Consider the following 16,844-nt stretch of genomic DNA (forward strand, 5'->3'; position numbering starts at 1 on the left):
AAACTTTGAAAGTTTCCGACTCCGATTTCTTCTAAAGAAATCGTGGCCTCTAGCTTTCCAGGGGGCGAAGGCTTAGGCACAGCCTATGAGTAAAATGACCCTTTTCGCTGTTTGCCCTCCCGGGCTTGAGGATGTCCTGCTGGCTGAGGTGACCGCACTGGGCTGGCCCGAGGCGCAAGCCATACCCGGTGGCGTAGAATTTGCAGGCGACTGGCAGGACGTGTGGCGCGCCAATATGTGGCTGCGCGGCGCGACCCGCATTTTAGCGCGGCTGGGGTCTTTTCGCGCCTTCCACCTCGCACAGCTTGATAAGCGTGCCCGGAAATTTGACTGGGCTTCGGTGTTGCGTTCCGACGTACAGGTAAAGGTCGAAGCAACAAGCCGCCGCTCCAAAATCTATCATGCGGGGGCCGCCAAACAACGCTTCGAACGCGCGATCTCTGAAACGATTGGCGCCCCAATTGGCGGAGACGACGCGATTGGCATCAAAGTCCGAATTGAGGATGACCTTGTCACCATCAGCCTCGATACCTCTGGTGAAAGTTTGCATAAACGCGGCCACAAGGAAGCAGTTGGAAAAGCCCCGATGCGAGAAACGCTTGCTGCGCTTTTTATGCGCTCTTGCGGGTATGATGGACAGGAACCATTGCTCGATCCCATGTGCGGGTCTGGCACTTTCCCGATTGAAGCTGCGGAATGGGCTATGGGGCTTGCCCCTGGGCGGGCGCGAAGTTTTGCGTTTGAACAGCTCGCAAGTTTTGAGGCAGAGACCTTGGCGGCTATGCGTGCGTCATCTCCAACTCCAACCGCGTTGCGGTTCTTTGGATCTGACCGCAATGCAGGCGCGATCCAGATGGCGCAGGCCAATGCCCAACGCGCGGGTGTTCAATCTGTAACGTCTTTTCAGCACGCCGCGATCAGCGATCTAAAACGGCCGGACACAGAGCCAGGACTTGTGATGATCAACCCGCCGTATGGCGCGCGTATCGGCAATAAGAAACTTCTCTATGGTCTTTATGGATCCATGGGGCAGGTCTTGAAGGAGCAATTTCAGGGGTGGCGTGTTGGGGTTGTGACCTCTGATACAAGCCTTGCACGCGCCACTGGCCTGCCGCGTCTGACAAACGGCGCGCCGCTGCCGCACGGAGGCCTAAAGGTGCGGCTGTTTCAGTCTCAGCTTTAGGTTATTCCGCCGCGACGGGCACTTCGTAGCTAAGCAGCTGCGTAAAGCGGCGGGCCGCTTCGCCCATCATATGCGTGATCCGTCCACCTGAAATCGTCGCCTCAATCGCCTTGGTGTCCGCATTCACCACCACAAGGTCGGCGCGTTTCCCATAGTCTATGACCCCGCGGTCACTGAGGCGCAGCACTTCCGCTGCATTGGTCGAGATCATAGCCCAAGCTTTTTCCAAAGACATGACGCCGTCCTCGGCCAACTTGAATGCTGCCTGCGCCAAGGCCGGATAGTAATAGTCAGAGACCAGCACGTCGCAAAGTCCAGCCTTTACCAAATCTATGGCTGCAATATTGCCTGATTGGCTTCCGCCCCGAACAATATTGGGTGCGCCCATTAGCACTGGGTCATTCACAGCCTTTGCCAAAGCCGCTGGGGTGCGCGAGGTCGGAAATTCACAGACTTTTGCGCCGATCAAAGAATAGGTCTCGCGCGTGGTGCCATCTGGATCATCGTGACTGCCATAGGTAACGCCCATCTGGTCAAAGGCCTCAGCCAGTTTGCACAGATGACGCGGAACCTCCTTGTCCTGATCGCGGGCGGCCCAAACCATTGCCATATGTTCTTCAGAGGTGCGGCCATTCTTTTTGGCCCAATGGGCGATGTCTTCAGGGCGGGCGTGGCTCATTTCAATCGCCTCATCGAGGTGATTGTTAAAGATCACATAGTCGACGCCGAATTTTTTGATCGCGGTGAGCAGACGCTCGCGCGTGCCCACTGTATGGGTTTCACAGCGAATTTGCACGCGCAGATCGGTTAACATGCGATGGCGATAGGCCGCGACGGATGCAAGAAAGCTTTCAGCGAAATCGGGGCCGCGATGACCGCCCTCCCAGCTCCAGCTCTGGGCCATCCATGCGGTTGTGACGCCATTGGCCGCGGCATCCCGGTCCGTGGCGCGCAGCCCGGTTTCCATCGGAAAAAGGGCCGAGGGGCGTGGGGCCATATGGCGTTCAAATGCATCGCCGTGCAGATCAATAATGCCGGGCAAAATCAGATAGCCGGTCAGATCGACGGCCGGGAATGGGCCTTTAGAGATCAGCCCATTTGCAATCGCTAGCGAACGCTGTTGCAAAGATCCGTCGCGCAGGACAGTCGCGCCTGTCAGGCGCAAAGGGGAAAGATGAGAAATCATTAAACTGCTCGCCACTGTTTGGTGTTGAGCTACACTTGTTTTATGAACTCATCATGACAAAAGCCCTTGTTTTTATAGGTGAAACCAGAGCCACAAAAGTTGTTGGGATTTCCTCAACTACTTCCCAGGGCAAACCGCTCAATCGCATGAAACTGACCGTCCTTGGCCTCGCCAGCAAGTGTTAGGCTGCGAATCTCAAAGGGGCTGGGGAGATGGGGCTGAATCGCTTCGGACAACTGGGTTTCGATTGTAGGCAGCTCGGATTTTGCCAGTTTTCCGCTGAGTGTCATGTGAAAGTGAAAGTCTTGCAGGACATATGGGTATCCCCAGCGCATGAGGTTGTCTTCCTGACTTGGTGTAAGACCCGCAGCGCGGCGGCGGGCGATCTCGGCCTCTGGGGCAGGGGCACGAAACGCATCAAAAGCCTCAACAACAGACGCGGCCAATGCGTTCAGTTTGGTTTCATCCCCAACCGGCGTGAGAGCCAAAAATCGTCCGATCCGTTGCAGGGACAGCGCTTCTAGAGTGACGCTATCTAATCCGGCGCAAATCTGGGCGGTCTGATCTCTAAGTGTCTCAAAATCATAGCCTTCCGCCAAGCGAAACGGAGGCTTCATCGTCGCATGGAACCCATATTTCCGGGGTGTCGCGGTGATCTGCGAAATGGGTATGGGCAGATCGGCCAAGTCGGGGTGTGGCACTGCCTTGCCGGCCTCAAGATCCCAACCTAGCCAGGCCGCACCAAAGTCTGCCAAGGGGCCTGGCTCGGCTGTGAAATAGATGGCGTAGCGTTTGAACATCGTGAGGGCCTCGTAGGTTTTGTGACGCCCGCTGTCGCAGGTTTGCGTGACAAAGCGATGACATATCCTCAAAGGCGCGACTTGCAAAGCGACGCGCCACTTGATAGGCCCTTCGCATCCGTTGGGGTGCCTTCGCGTAAGGCTGAGAGGTCAGAGACCAACCCATCGAACCTGATCCGGGGTCAGCACCGGCGTAGGAAACGGAGACTTGATGATCGCGGCCAAACCCGCACCCGTTTCCCCAAACCGCCGACAAGACCCCAAGATATTTGGAGGACGCGCATGGTACGTGCGGCGATGACGATTGCGGGATCTGACAGCGGTGGCGGGGCTGGCATTCAGGCTGACCTTAAGACTTTTTCCGCCTTGGGCGTGTTTGGGACCTCGGCGATTACAGCGATCACAGCGCAGAACACGGTGGATGTGACAGCGGTCGAAGTCCTGCCTAACGAGGCGATTGCAGCTCAGATTGCGGCGGTTCTCGATGACATCGACATCCATGCGATCAAGATCGGGATGCTTGGGTCTCCGGCGCTGATTGAGACCGTGGCACGGTCGATTGAGGGTTTTGACGGGCCAGTGGTTCTGGATCCGGTGATGCTCTCGAAATCGGGCGTGGCTTTGTTGCCGGATGATGCGGTGGACGCTTTGGTGTCGGTTCTGGTTCCGCGCGCAACGGTCGTGACGCCAAACCTGCCCGAAGCGGCGCGGATCGTGAGTGAAGACGGGCCCAGCACGGATGAGGGAACCCAGGCGCAGGGGCGGCGTATTCTGGATCTGGGCGCGCAGGCTGTCGTGATGAAAGGCGGTCATGCCGAGGGCGAGATCTGTCGCGACTGGCTGATCACGGCGGATTATGCGGTTTCCTTTGAAGCCCCACGCATAGATACGCGCAACACACATGGTACGGGCTGCTCTATGTCCTCTGCGATTGCGGCAGAGCTGGCCAAAGGGGCGGCGCTGACAGATGCGGTCGGCACAGCCCATAACTGGCTCCATCAGGCGATCCTCGCGGCGGATGATATTGACATCGGCAAGGGCCATGGTCCTGTCCACCATTTCCATGCGCTTTGGTCGTGAGTGTTGATTTCACCATAAAAGGCGCCGGGGTGGCCGGGCTTTGCGTTGCAACCGAGCTTGCCCGGCGCGGGGCAACGGTGCGCGTGTTGGACCCGAATGGCGCTCCCGGTGAACACGGTTGCAGTTGGTGGGCGGGTGGCATGCTCGCGCCTGATTGCGAAGGCGAGGTGGCCGAGGAGCCTGTGGTGCGTTTGGGACGCGGAGCCGCCGCGTGGTGGGCCGCTCAAGGCGTGGATGTGACCTACAACGGTTCGCTGGTTTTGGCACTGGGTCGCGACCGAAAAGAGCTGGATCGCTTCGCACGCCGCACGGAAAATCACGAGATGATCGACAAAGCCGCCTTGTCCGCGCTTGAGCCGCATCTTGGCGAGCGATTTTCCCGCGCGCTTTACATGGAGGCAGAGGCGCACTTGAACCCGCGTCAGGCCTTGGCGCATTTGGTGTCTGAGCTTGCGCAGCGTGGTATAGAAATTACCACCGCAGACCCCGAAGGTCAGGTCATCGATTGCCGAGGCCTAGCCGCGCGCGACAGTCTTACCGATCTGCGTGGCGTCAAGGGAGAGATGGTGGTTCTACGCGCGCCTGACGTGACATTGAGCCGTCCCATCCGGCTGCTGCATCCACGCTTCCCGCTCTATATCGTTCCGCGCGGAGACGGCATCTTTATGCTGGGCGCGACGCAGATCGAAAGCGGCGAGCGCAGCCGCGCGACGGTGCGCTCTGTGATGGAACTCTTGAACACCGCTTATGCTCTCCATCCCGCCTTTGGCGAGGCAGAATTGCTTGAGATCGGCGTTGATGCACGCCCAGCCTTCCCGGACAACCTACCACAGATCACCTCGAAGGGTGGGATTACTTACGTGAATGGGCTCTTTCGGCATGGGTATCTCTTAGCACCTGCGATGGCGCAGATGACGGCGGAATTGGTGATGAACGGCAAGCAGCCGGAACTTTGGAAGGATGTGGCATGAAGCTCTTTGTGAATGGTGAGGCGCAAAAGGTTGTGGCGGAGACGCTGGCTGAGGCTCTTGATGTGCTGGGCTATGGAGAAGCCAAGGTCGCGACGGCTGTGAATGAGGATTTCGTGCCAGCCGGATTGCGGGCCGGACATGCATTGAACGACGGCGACCGGATCGAGATCGTCGCGCCACGGCAGGGGGGCTGAGAATGCCAGTCTTTTACGGAACAGAGATCGCCTCGCGCCTGATGCTCGGCACCGCGCAATATCCCTCGCCTGCGATTTTGGCGGATGCGTTTCGGCGGTCGCGTGCAGGCATTGCGACGGTTTCTGTGCGTCGCGAGGCGGGTGAGGATCAGGCGGGGCAGGCCTTTTGGGAGCTGATCAAAGAGCTGAATGTCGCGCTCTTGCCTAATACCGCCGGATGCCATTCCGTGCGCGAGGCCGTCACCACCGCCCATATGGCGCGCGAGCTGTTTGACACGAAATGGATCAAACTCGAGGTCATCGGCCATGCGGATACGTTGCAGCCTGACCCTTTTGGTCTGGTGGAGGCCGCGCGGATCCTGACGGAGGACGGGTTCCAGGTCTTTCCCTATTGCACCGAGGATCTCGTGCTCTGTGACAAGCTGCTCGATGCGGGCTGCGAGGTTCTGATGCCCTGGGGCGCGCCGATTGGCACGGGGCTTGGCTTGAATAATGTCTATGGTCTGCGCTCCCTGCGGTCTCATTATCCCGACGTGCCCTTGGTGGTGGATGCAGGCCTCGGCGTGCCGAGTCAGGCCGCTCAAGCCATCGAGATGGGCTATGACGCGGTGCTTTTGAACACCGCCGTTGCTAAGGCCGGAGACCCTGCGGCGATGGCCGAAGGGTTTGCGTTGGCGGTGGAGGCTGGGGCAATGGCTGCCGCAGCGGACCCGATGGAGCCACGAGATATGGCGGCTCCCTCGACGCCGGTCCTGGGAAAGGCGTTTTTGTGATGGGCTTGCCTGCGTTTTACCCGATCTTTGACGATGTGGCCTGGATCAAACGGCTGGTACCTTTGGGCATCAAACTGGTGCAACTGCGGATCAAGGATCAGCCTGAAAATGTGATCCGAGCGCAGATCCTTGAAGCGCAAGAGATCTGTCGCGCGCACGACTGTGCCTTGGTGATCAATGACTATTGGCAGCTTGCGATCGAGCTTAAGTGCGACTGGGTGCATCTGGGCCAAGAGGATCTGGATGACGCAGACGTCGGCGCGATCAAAGCGGCGGGTCTGAAACTCGGGCTGTCCACGCACGACGGTCCAGAGCTCGCACGCGCTTTGGCGCAGGAGCCGGATTATGTGGCGTTGGGGCCTGTCTATCCGACCATTCTGAAAAAGATGAAATGGCATCAGCAGGGGCTGGGCAAGGTCTCCGAGTGGAAAGATTTGGTCGGTGATGTGCCTTTGGTCGCCATTGGCGGCATGTCGGTCGAGCGTGCAACGGGCGCGTTTGAGGCGGGGGCCGATATCGTGTCTGCGGTCACCGACATTACGCTGAACGAGGATCCCGAAGCGCGGATCAAAGCATGGCTCGAGGTCTGCCCATGAGCCGCTATGCGCGTCAATCTGCGGTGCCCAGCTTTGGGCCTAAAGGCACAGCTGCCCTGCGCAAAGCACGCGTGCTTGTGATTGGCGCTGGCGGGTTGGCGGCTCCGGTAATGCAGTATTTGGTTGGTGCTGGCGTTGGGTTCATCCGGCTGGTGGATCCAGATCGCGTGGACCTCAGCAACCTGCACCGGCAGACGTTGTTTCGCGAGGACGACATTGGCGCGCCTAAGGTGACGGCGGTTGCGGCGCATATGGGATCTCTGAATTCCGAGGTCGAGATTGATGCGGTGAAAGCGCGATTTGATCCGACTTTGGCGCGAATGCTGTGTCAGGACGTAGACCTCGTTCTCGATTGCGCCGACAGTTTCGCCGCGAGCTATGGGGCCAGTGATTATTGCCTTGAAGCAGGCCTGCCTCTGATCAGTGCCTCGGTTGTGGGGACCGAAGGCTATGCGGGTGGTTTCTGCGCGGGCACGCCAAGTTTGCGGGCGCTGTTCCCTGATTTGCCGGAGACGCTGGGCAGTTGCGACACGGATGGGGTGCTTGGCCCGTCAGTAGGCGTCATCGGCAGCCTACAGGCGCAGATGGCGCTTGCGGTTTTGACCAAAGCCCAGCCAAGCCCGCTAGGTCAGCTCGTCCGATATGACGCGCTGAGCCTGCGCTTTAGCCAGTTCCGCTTTGATGGGGCACCAGAACCCGAGGTCGGCTACCGCTTTATTGGCGCACAAGAGATCAGCCCGATTGATCACGTCATCGACCTGCGTGCCGAGGACGAAGACGGCCCGGCTATCCCCCTAACCGAACGCCGCACTGTTGCCGAACTGGCCGAAAACGGAACCTCCGCGACGGCTGAGGGCGCGCGGATTGTGCTGGCCTGCCGCTCGGGTCAACGGGCTTGGAAGGCCGCAGACGCTTTAACCAAACACGGACATGAGAACATCGCGCTAGTCGCTCTGGGCGGCGGTGCTGTAGATTAACTAGGAGATAGAATTCATGAAGAAACTCTTGATGGCAGCGGCCTTTCTGACCGCGACGCCTGCTTTCGCCGCCGACAAGATGACACTTTTGCTCGATTGGTTTGTGAACCCCGACCACGGCCCGATCATTGTCGCGCAGGAGCTGGGCTATTTCGCGGACCAAGGCCTTGAGGTCGAAGTGATCGCGCCTGCAGACCCAGCGGATCCACCAAAACTGGTGGCCGCTGGCAAAGCAGACCTCGCGATTTCCTATCAGCCGCAGCTACACTTGCAGGTGGCCGAAGGCTTGCCTCTTAAGCGGGTTGGCACGTTGGTCGCGACGCCTTTGAATTGCCTCTTGGTGCTTGAAGACGGCCCGATCAAAACGCCCGCAGACCTCAAAGGCGGCAAGATCGGCTTCTCGGTCGCAGGCGTTGAAGAAGCTTTGCTGGTCGCGATCCTTGAGAAATACGGCGTTGGTTTTGACGAAGTGGAACTGGTTAATGTGAACTGGTCTCTGTCGCCATCCCTGATGTCCGGCCAAGTGGACGCGGTAATCGGCGCCTACCGGAACTTTGAGCTGAACCAGATGGAAATCGAAGAGGTGCCCGGCAAGTGTTTCTACATCGAAGAAGAGGGCGTTCCGACCTATGACGAGCTGATCTATGTCGCGAACCCAGCGACCATGGACGCTGACATGACCCGCCGTTTCCTGCGCGCGACTGAACTGGCGACGCAATACATCGTCAACAACCCAGAGAAATCCTGGGAGATCTTCTCCGGCACATCACCTGAACTGCAGGATCGTCTGAACGCAATGGCTTGGGTCGATACATTGCCACGGTTCGCGCTGCGTCCAGAGGCGCTGGATGAAGGTCGCTACACCCGTTTTGAGGCGTTCTTGGCAGCCTCTGGTTTGGTTGAAGGCACGCGTCCGGTTGCCGATCTGGCAGTCGATCTGGGTGCAGAATGAGCTACGGCGTCATTTTCCCAAAATGGCGTGAGGCGGCGGGTCAGTCTTGGCCCGCCTACACCGACCACGCCTTTGTGCGTGGGCTGAAGGACGGCTCGCTGCCCCGCGAGGCGTTTTTGCATTATCTGGTGCAGGATTACGTCTTTCTGATCCATTTCTCACGTGCCTGGGCCTTGGCGATCACCAAGGCTGAAACGCCCGAGGAAATGCGGTTGTGTGCAGGCACGGTCAACGCGCTGATCAACGAAGAGATCGCGTTGCATATCAAGACCTGTGCTGAGGCTGGGATTTCGGAAGAAGAGCTCTTCGCAGCAGAAGAACGTCCCGAAAACCTCGCCTATACACGCTACGTGCTGGATGCAGGTCATTCCGGAGATCTCCTTGATCTGATGGCTGCCCTTGCGCCCTGTGTGATGGGCTATGGCGAGATTGGCGCGCGGTTGATTAAGGATCATGCGCCTGATTATGCCGAATGGATCGGCACCTATGGGGCTGAGGACTATCAGGGCGTTTGCAAAGAGGTCGGTGCTTTGATTGATGCCGCCGTGGCGCGGCGTCTGGGCGACAACCCAGAACAAAGCCCGCGCTGGGCTCGGCTTTGCCAGCATTTCACCATGGCGACCAAGCTTGAGGTCAGTTTTTGGGATATGGGGTTGAACCCATGAGCAAGGCCCCGGCGCTTTATCTTTCCGGATCGGCTTCTTTTGAGGACACGCCTGTGTTCACGGGGCTAGATCTAAAGGTCGCGGCGGGGCGATGGACCTGTTTGCTGGGCTCTAGCGGGGTTGGGAAATCCACGATCTTGAAGCTTTTTGCTGGGCTGGCGGATCAGGTGGACTTTACAGGGCAATTGGGCGCTGAGGGGATGGATCTGGATGGATCTGTCGCCCTGATGGCGCAGGATGATCTGTTGATGCCCTGGCTGACGGCCCTTGAAAACGTCCTGCTCGGCGCGCGTTTGCGGGGCGATAAGCCTGACACAATGCGTGCTTTGGACGTGCTTGCGCGTGTCGGATTGTCAGAAAAGGCGGGTCAAAAACCTGCTGAGCTTTCCGGCGGGCAACGTCAACGCGTCGCGCTGGCGCGCACCTTGATGGAGGATCGTCCGATTGTATTGCTGGACGAACCTTTCTCTGCGCTCGATGCCAAGACACGGGCGCAAATGCAGGACCTGGCGTGCGAGCTTCTCGCGGGCCGCACTGTGCTTTTGGTGACCCATGACCCTGCCGAAGCCGCGCGATTGGGCCATCAGATCATTTTGATGACCGAAGAGAACACCCAAGCAATTACCCCTCCACAAAGCGACGCACCCCGTGCTGCAACTGATCCTGACGTGCTGCGCGCGCAGGGCGATATGCTTGCTTTGCTCTGTGCTGAAACCCCTGACTAAAGAGACCCAAATGCGCGCGACCGACTACCTTAAAGAGCAATGCCAGAGTGACTGGACCGCGGCCACGACCCATGCGTTTACCGACGCTCTGGCCGATGGCAGTTTGGACCTGGAAAAAATGGTCGGGTATCTGCAGCAGGACTATCTGTTCATTGAGGATTTCGTCCGGCTTCTGGCGTCAGCCATTGCGCATGCGCCGACCTTGCCGGATGCCATCCCCGCGGCGCAATTCATGGGCGTGATCTCTGGGCCAGAAAACACCTACTTTCTGCGCAGCTTTGAGGCGTTGGACGCCCAAAGCGACGCGCTAGCCACTGAAGAAACCGTCGCGTTTCAGACCCTGATGCGCAAGGCGGCACGGTCTGGTCGCTATGAGGTGATGCTCTCGGTTTTGGTCGTGGCAGAGTGGGTCTATCTGGAGTGGGCGCGCCCCTTTGAAGATCGCGCAGACGCGCTGCCATTCTATTTCGGTGAATGGATTACGTTGCATTGCGGTGCAGGCTTTGAAGGTGTCGTGGCCTATCTGCGCGGGCAATTGGATCAGGTCTGGGACGGTCTGGACGCCGCCGCAAAGTCTGATGTTGTCGAGATGTTTACTGCGGCTGTGGCCTGTGAGCGCGCGTTTTTTGACGCGGCCTGGGCCGGTTTTGAGGTCGCGACATGAAACCTTGGCAGGCCGGCATAGCTTCGACAGTTTTGGGTTTGGCGATCTGGCAGGCCGTGGTCTGGACCTTCGACCTGCCGAAGTTTATTTTGCCGAGCCCCGGTTTGGTGGCGGAAACTCTTTGGAAAAGCCGCGCGCTGATAGCTGAAAACGCTCTGGTGACGTTAAGTGAGGTGCTTGTTGGTCTGGTGCTAGGGGCGATCCTCGGAGGGCTTTCTGCCATAGGCCTAGCAGCGTCGCCGATGGCGCGGGCCTTGGTACGGCCGATGCTGGTCTTTAGTCAGGCGGTTCCGGTCTTTGCTTTGGCGCCGATCCTGACGCTCTGGCTGGGCTATGGGCTTTGGTCCAAGGTCGCGATGGCTCTGATCATTATTTATTTTCCGGTAACCTCGTCATTTTTTGACGCGCTGATGCGTACGAACAAGGACTGGCTGGGATTGGCGCGTGTGATGGGCGCGACACCGTTTCGCGTGATGTGGCATATTCGGATCCCATCGGCGCTGCCGGGGTTTGCCTCGGGGCTGAGGTTGGCGGCGGTCTATGCGCCGATTGGGGCAATTATCGGCGAGTGGGTTGGGGCCAGCAAAGGGCTTGGCTATCTGATGTTGTTGGCCAATGGGCGTGCCAAGATTGATTTGATGTTTGCGTCTCTGATTGTCTTGGCCGTGCTGACACTGTGTTTGCACGCGGCGGTGGATCAATTCTGTCGTAAGGTGTTGGATCGTCCCGCTTAAGTGGGGCTTTGCCCCCTAGGCTGCGCCAATTCACCCAGGATATTTCTAGCAAGAGAAAGTGGTCAGCTTAGGCGGCCATAGAACGTCATGCGCGCGCTTTCGGAGAGCTCTATGCCGGGTTCGGAGTTATATGCGAGCACGGCCAACATGCGCGTTTTGTCGCTTTCGTTTGGGGACACGCGATGGATGGAATTGCGACCGCGGAATAGCACCAACGTGCCGGGATCCATATTGAGGACTTTGGGTGCGGTCTTGCCATCCAGAAGTGCGGCGACGCCGTCGTAGTTCATCTCTCCGACGTCTGCGTCACGCAGGTCTTTGATGTATTCAAAATCGCTGCCGGCGTCGGGTTTCTGGATCAGAAGGGTGATGGCGAAAGAAGAGTTGTCAAAATGCCAGCCCAATTCCTGACCCCTTTCCGCGTAGTGGATATTTATTGAGGACAAGCCGTCCGCATAGGGATGCAGCGCGGATTCTCCGGTGACATGCTTGACGAAGTCACGAAACAGCGGTGCATCGTAAATCGTGCGCAGGGGAGAGTCTGCAGCCACGACATCATCGCAGATGCAGCCCTTTGATGAGACGACGTGACGGTTCGCTGGGTGATCCTTGTCAAACGCAGGATTTTCAGGAGTCAGGTAGACCGAATGGCTCTGTGTGCAGAAGTAGGCTTTGGATTGGCCTTGCTTGGCCTCATTCTGCATAGCTTCCAATGCCGACGAAGTGATGAAGTCTGGGAGAACAAGCACGCCCGCGCTGTCCAAAGCCTCTTTGCATCGGTCTAAGAAGGACGGAGCTGCGAGCGGGTATTCGGCCGTTTGAACGATCTCTTCTATGGACATGGCTTGCCTCCTGACTTGTGTAGTGATGTCAGACTTGCACGTGTTCCCCAGCAAATCACGTCTAATTGCGGCACGATGGGACGATTTCGATGAAAGCAAACGGGCCGGCCTCTTGCGCAGAGTCCGGCCCGAAAACTTTCGCAAAGAGCGCTGTGCTTAGCCGATCGCGGCTGCTTTCACGTCGCTGTCGATGTAAGGCAGGTATTGTTCAAAGTTGTCGCTGAACATTTGTACCAGTTTAGCAGCTTGGGCATCATAGGCCGATTTGTCGTCCCACGTCCGGCGCGGATCAAGCAGTAGTTCTGCGACACCTTGAACCTGCACAGGCACATCAAACCCAAAGTTCGCGTCCTTGCGGAACTCGGCATTGGCCAGAGAGCCATCCAGAGCCGCAGTCAAAAGCGCACGGGTTGCGCGGATTGGCATACGGGAGCCAGTGCCATAGGCTCCGCCGGTCCAGCCGGTGTTGACCAGCCAGCAGGTCGCGCCATGCCGGGCGATCTTTTCACGCAGCAGGTTGCCGTAGACTTCGGGGCGACGCGGCATGAAGGGCGCGCCAAAGCAGGTCGAGAAGGTGGGTTCCGGTTCGGTCACGCCACGCTCGGTTCCGGCCACTTTGGAGGTGAAACCCGACAGGAAGTGATACATCGCCTGTGCCGGAGTCAAACGCGCGATTGGAGGCAGAACACCGAAGGCATCACATGTCAGCATGATGATGTTTTTCGGATGGCCACCCATCGCAGATTCCGACGCGTTGGAGATATAGTGCAGCGGGTAGGCGCAGCGCATATTCGCGGTCAGGCTGTCGTCGTTGAAATCCAACTCTTTGGTGTCTGGATCAAACACCATGTTTTCGATCACGGTGCCAAATTTGGAGGTGGTCGCGTAGATCTCTGGCTCTGCTTCTTCAGACAGGTTGATGGTTTTTGCATAGCATCCACCCTCGAAGTTGAAGGTGCCCTGATCAGACCATCCGTGCTCGTCATCGCCAATCAGTACGCGATCCGGATCTGCAGAAAGCGTTGTCTTGCCGGTGCCAGACAGGCCAAAGAAGACCGCGGCATCCACTGGATTGTTTTTCGCGTGGTTGGCAGAGCAGTGCATCGGCATGATGCCTTTTTCAGGCAATAGGTAGTTCAGCAGGGTAAAGACGGATTTCTTATTCTCACCCGCATATTCCGTGCCACCGATCAGGATCAGCTTGCGATCAAAGTTCATCGCAATCACGGTTTCTGTGCGGCATCCGTGCTTGGCTGGATCGGCCTGGAAGCTCGGGCAGTTGATCACGGTGAAATCCGCGGTAAAGTCTTGCAAGTCTTCGGCATCTGGGCGGCGCAGCATGGTGCGGATGAACAAACCGTGCCAGGCTAGCTCTGTCACCATGCGGACATTGATCGAATGGCGCGGGTCTGCACCACCGACGAGATCTTGAACGAAGTACTCTTTGCCCTTCATATGGGCGAGCATGTCTTCGTAGAGCGCATCAAATCCGGCCGGATCCATCGGCGCGTTGTTGTCCCACCAGATGGTGTCTTCTACGCTTGGCGTTTTGACCACGAATTTGTCTTTAGGAGACCGGCCCGTGTATTTGCCAGTGGTGGTGAGGAATGCGCCACCTTGGCCCAGCGTACCTTCGTCGCGCGCGAGTGCGGATTCGATCAGGGCTGGTTCCAGATAGTTATAATAGACATTCCCCAGACCTTCGATCCCTTGATCTTCGAGGCGGAATTGCGGGTTTACCCGTCCAAATGTCATCTTTCAGCTCCTGTTTCCGCAAGCGATGCGGGGATTAAAGTAAAGCGCGGGCCGTTAAATAGCCGCTTCTGAGAGCGCGTATTTAGCAGCCGCAGAAAGCTCTTATCATGGCGTTTTAGGGGATGAACAGGTCACAAACGGGTAGTTAGCGCAATCAATGCAATGTTATCGCAAACGCATTGAAACATTCGGAAATCATCGGAAACCATTAGCGCCAGATTAACACATTTCGCAAAAAATAGTGTCCCCGAAGGGGTGATTCGCTGTTTGGGATTGATTGATTGGCAAAAAAAGGCCCATAATAAGGAAAAAAATAGGCACAAAGAGCAGTATAAGGAATAATCCGATGTCCAAGATTGCCTTGGTGGACGACGACAGGAATATCCTGACGTCGGTATCCATGACTCTTGAAGCAGAAGGCTTTGAGGTCGAAACATACAATGACGGCCAGCAAGCGCTGGACGCCTTTAATCGCAAATTGCCCGACATGGCGGTGCTCGACATTAAAATGCCGCGCATGGATGGTATGGATCTGTTGCAACGCTTGCGCCAGAAAACCACGATGCCTGTGATCTTCCTCACGTCCAAGGATGATGAGATCGACGAGGTGCTGGGTTTGCGCATGGGCGCAGACGACTATGTCAAAAAGCCTTTCAGTCAACGTCTGTTGGTCGAACGTATCCGTACACTTTTGCGTCGTCAGGATGCAGAGAACGGCGTTGTGCCTGCGGCAGAGACCGAAGAGACCAAGGTTCTCCAGCGCGGAGAGTTGACGATGGATCCACTACGTCATGCGGTAACCTGGAAGGGTCAGGACGTGACGTTGACGGTCACTGAATTCCTGTTGTTGCAAGCATTGGCGCAACGCCCGGGCTTTGTGAAATCCCGCGACCAGCTGATGGATGTGGCCTATGACGATCAGGTCTATGTCGACGATCGTACCATCGACAGTCACATCAAACGTCTTCGCAAAAAGATGCGCATGGCCGACTCAGAGTTCTCTGCAATTGAGACGCTCTACGGCATCGGCTATAGATACAACGAAGAGTAATGGCACTCGCCGAACAGATAAGCGTGGGACGCATGTCGCAAGGTCGCGAGGGGGAAGTCGTTCTCGGGGACGACTGGGTGGCCCCTGAAGCAACGGTCGAAAAGGAAATGCGCGGACGTCGTGAGCGTCGGCGTATTCTGCCGTTGAGCCGCTCGCCGCTGACGCGCAAAATCATCACGTTTAATCTGATCGCCTTGGTGATGCTGCTTGCGGGCGTTCTGTATCTGAATTCTGCGCGCGACAATTTCGTTGAAGAACGCAAGGCGAGCCTCGCCAGCGGTGCCTCTTTGATATCCGGAGCATTGCAGGTTCAAATGCCCTCTGGCGCGCCAGTCAATCTGGTGACTGGGGATGGCGTTGATGTGGCCGGAACGCTCGACAAAATGGACCTGCGCGCGGGTGTACAAGTCTTTGTGGTGGATACATCCGGCAATCTGATCGCTGCGAAAGAAGGACCTATGGGTGTCGCCAGTGATGATGCCCCAGCGACCCCCTTGACCGACGCGATTGCCTGGGTTTGGGCGCAGGTCGCTGGCGACGATGCGGCGCTTGCCACAGCCTCAAACCTAGACGAGCTGGCAATTTCATTTGCCGAAAGCGGAAATGCTCTGGCGACCCTGACCGCAGATAACGGCGAAAGCGTTTATGCGGCCTCAGCCCTTTTGCAACAAAACGGGACTGAATTGGGCACGGTCGTCATGACCAGCGCCGTTGGCGAAGTGGATCAGATCGTGCGTGGCCAGCGCGAACTGGTGTTGCAGATGTTCCTGATTGCGACGTTGGTTTCAATTGGCCTTTCCATGGTTCTGGCCTCTACGATCTCTAACCCGATCAGCGATTTGGCCGCCGCAGCCGAGATTGGTCGTGACAAAGACGCGCGCAAAAAGGCCAATCCGGGTCGCGTGCGTATACCAGATCTGACAGCGCGCCCTGATGAAATTGGCCGCCTGAGTGGTGCTTTGCGTGGCATGGTGAGTGCGCTTTACGAGCGGATCGATGGCAACGAACAATTCGCAGCCGATGTCGCCCACGAGATCAAGAACCCTCTGGCGAGCCTACGCTCTGCCGTTGGCTCATTGCGTATGGTGAAACGCGATGACCATCGCGAGAAACTGTTGAATGTGATCGACCACGACGTGCGCCGTTTGGATCGTCTGGTCAGCGATATTTCCAATGCGTCTCGTCTGGATGCAGAGTTGGTTAAGGAAGAAGAAGAAGCCTTTAATCTGCTCGAAATGATCGACAATCTTGGTCAATATCTGGGAGAGGATGCCAAGGGAAAAGGCATCGACTTTATTTCTGATCTTCCGCGTGAACCTATTGAAATCAACGGGCTAGAGGCGCGCTTGGCGCAGGTGTTTGTCAATCTGATCACCAATGCCATCAGCTTCTGCGAAGACGGCGACGCGATCCGGGTCTGGGCACGCCAACGTCAGAACCGCGTGTTGGTTGTTGTCGAAGACACGGGGCCGGGTATTCCAGAGGAAGCGCTGGGTAAGATCTTTAATCGCTTCTATTCGCAACGTCCGGCCGATGATTTCGGAAATAACTCTGGCCTCGGTCTGGCGATTTCCAAGCAAATCGTCGAGGCGCATGGTGGCGTGATCTGGGCTGAAAATATTCGCCCAACCGACGCCGATATTACGTCAGAGCCTTTGGGCGCACGTTTTGTTGTCGGTCTACCCGTCTAAACTTC

At 57.4% G+C, this 16,844-nt stretch carries 18 protein-coding genes and 1 riboswitch; of the genes, 14 read left to right on the top strand and 4 right to left on the bottom strand.

What is annotated here, in order from left to right; genetic code table 11:
* The first annotated feature begins 85 nt into the window (after positions 1-85).
* Positions 86-1,183 (top strand): THUMP domain-containing class I SAM-dependent RNA methyltransferase, encoded by a 1,098-nt coding sequence (locus HZ995_RS08895; RefSeq protein WP_209355321.1) that lies wholly within the window; start codon positions 86-88, stop codon positions 1,181-1,183.
* A gap of 1 nt (position 1,184) precedes the next feature.
* On the opposite strand, the gene HZ995_RS08900 is transcribed toward HZ995_RS08895, so the two are convergent.
* On the bottom strand, positions 1,185-2,369 hold the full coding sequence (locus HZ995_RS08900) for an alpha-D-ribose 1-methylphosphonate 5-triphosphate diphosphatase (RefSeq protein WP_209355322.1): 1,185 nt from the start codon (positions 2,367-2,369) through the stop codon (positions 1,185-1,187).
* A gap of 113 nt (positions 2,370-2,482) precedes the next feature.
* Positions 2,483-3,169, bottom strand: a complete 687-nt coding sequence (locus tag HZ995_RS08905; protein ID WP_209355323.1) for a DUF1045 domain-containing protein — start codon at positions 3,167-3,169, stop codon at positions 2,483-2,485.
* Between the two features lie 112 nt (positions 3,170-3,281).
* Positions 3,282-3,386: riboswitch (TPP riboswitch) on the top strand.
* 65 nt (positions 3,387-3,451) lie between these two features.
* Between HZ995_RS08905 and thiD the strand changes: the two genes are divergently transcribed.
* Genes thiD through HZ995_RS08960 form a run of 11 tightly spaced genes read left to right on the top strand, consistent with a single transcriptional unit; the run spans position 3,452 to position 11,500 of the window.
* Positions 3,452-4,249, top strand: a complete 798-nt coding sequence (gene thiD, locus HZ995_RS08910) for a bifunctional hydroxymethylpyrimidine kinase/phosphomethylpyrimidine kinase (RefSeq protein WP_209355324.1) — start codon at positions 3,452-3,454, stop codon at positions 4,247-4,249.
* Entirely contained in the window at positions 4,246-5,220 is a 975-nt protein-coding gene (locus HZ995_RS08915; protein ID WP_209355325.1) for an FAD-dependent oxidoreductase, read from the top strand. Before thiD ends, HZ995_RS08915 begins: the two co-directional genes overlap by 4 nt.
* A complete protein-coding gene (gene thiS, locus HZ995_RS08920) occupies positions 5,217-5,414 on the top strand; it encodes a sulfur carrier protein ThiS (RefSeq protein ID WP_209355326.1) in 198 nt (65 codons plus the stop codon). The genes HZ995_RS08915 and thiS overlap by 4 nt, the downstream gene beginning before the upstream one ends.
* A gap of 2 nt (positions 5,415-5,416) precedes the next feature.
* Positions 5,417-6,187 (top strand): thiazole synthase, encoded by a 771-nt coding sequence (locus HZ995_RS08925; RefSeq protein WP_209355327.1) that lies wholly within the window; start codon positions 5,417-5,419, stop codon positions 6,185-6,187.
* Positions 6,187-6,783: a thiamine phosphate synthase gene (locus HZ995_RS08930; protein ID WP_209355328.1), complete on the top strand. Its 597-nt coding sequence runs from the start codon at positions 6,187-6,189 to the stop codon at positions 6,781-6,783. Before HZ995_RS08925 ends, HZ995_RS08930 begins: the two co-directional genes overlap by 1 nt.
* A complete protein-coding gene (locus HZ995_RS08935) occupies positions 6,762-7,760 on the top strand; it encodes a HesA/MoeB/ThiF family protein (RefSeq protein WP_245168626.1) in 999 nt (332 codons plus the stop codon). Before HZ995_RS08930 ends, HZ995_RS08935 begins: the two co-directional genes overlap by 22 nt.
* Positions 7,761-7,776: 16 nt before the next feature.
* Positions 7,777-8,712, top strand: a complete 936-nt coding sequence (locus HZ995_RS08940) for an ABC transporter substrate-binding protein (protein ID WP_209355329.1) — start codon at positions 7,777-7,779, stop codon at positions 8,710-8,712.
* Positions 8,709-9,377: a thiaminase II gene (gene tenA / locus HZ995_RS08945; RefSeq protein WP_209355330.1), complete on the top strand. Its 669-nt coding sequence runs from the start codon at positions 8,709-8,711 to the stop codon at positions 9,375-9,377. Before HZ995_RS08940 ends, tenA begins: the two co-directional genes overlap by 4 nt.
* Positions 9,374-10,102, top strand: a complete 729-nt coding sequence (locus tag HZ995_RS08950) for an ABC transporter ATP-binding protein (protein WP_209355331.1) — start codon at positions 9,374-9,376, stop codon at positions 10,100-10,102. The genes tenA and HZ995_RS08950 overlap by 4 nt, the downstream gene beginning before the upstream one ends.
* A gap of 10 nt (positions 10,103-10,112) precedes the next feature.
* Positions 10,113-10,766 carry a TenA family protein gene (locus tag HZ995_RS08955; protein ID WP_209355332.1) on the top strand — a complete coding sequence of 218 codons (654 nt, stop codon included), beginning with the start codon at positions 10,113-10,115 and terminating at the stop codon, positions 10,764-10,766.
* Entirely contained in the window at positions 10,763-11,500 is a 738-nt protein-coding gene (locus HZ995_RS08960) for an ABC transporter permease (protein WP_209355333.1), read from the top strand. The genes HZ995_RS08955 and HZ995_RS08960 overlap by 4 nt, the downstream gene beginning before the upstream one ends.
* A 62-nt stretch (positions 11,501-11,562) precedes the next feature.
* On the opposite strand, the gene HZ995_RS08965 is transcribed toward HZ995_RS08960, so the two are convergent.
* Positions 11,563-12,342 carry a HalD/BesD family halogenase gene (locus HZ995_RS08965; RefSeq protein ID WP_209355334.1) on the bottom strand — a complete coding sequence of 260 codons (780 nt, stop codon included), beginning with the start codon at positions 12,340-12,342 and terminating at the stop codon, positions 11,563-11,565.
* 156 nt (positions 12,343-12,498) lie between these two features.
* Positions 12,499-14,097, bottom strand: a complete 1,599-nt coding sequence (locus tag HZ995_RS08970; protein ID WP_209355335.1) for a phosphoenolpyruvate carboxykinase — start codon at positions 14,095-14,097, stop codon at positions 12,499-12,501.
* Positions 14,098-14,443: 346 nt separating this feature from the next.
* Between HZ995_RS08970 and HZ995_RS08975 the strand changes: the two genes are divergently transcribed.
* Together HZ995_RS08975 and HZ995_RS08980 are read left to right on the top strand one after the other, a co-directional pair.
* Positions 14,444-15,148: a response regulator transcription factor gene (locus tag HZ995_RS08975; protein WP_209355336.1), complete on the top strand. Its 705-nt coding sequence runs from the start codon at positions 14,444-14,446 to the stop codon at positions 15,146-15,148.
* Positions 15,148-16,839 (top strand): sensor histidine kinase, encoded by a 1,692-nt coding sequence (locus HZ995_RS08980; protein ID WP_209355337.1) that lies wholly within the window; start codon positions 15,148-15,150, stop codon positions 16,837-16,839. Before HZ995_RS08975 ends, HZ995_RS08980 begins: the two co-directional genes overlap by 1 nt.
* The last annotated feature ends 5 nt before the right edge of the window (positions 16,840-16,844 follow it).

Origin of the sequence: Cognatishimia activa, from assembly GCF_017798205.1 — a bacterium.
In the GTDB taxonomy this organism is placed as follows: Bacteria; Pseudomonadota; Alphaproteobacteria; order Rhodobacterales; family Rhodobacteraceae; genus Cognatishimia; species Cognatishimia activa_A.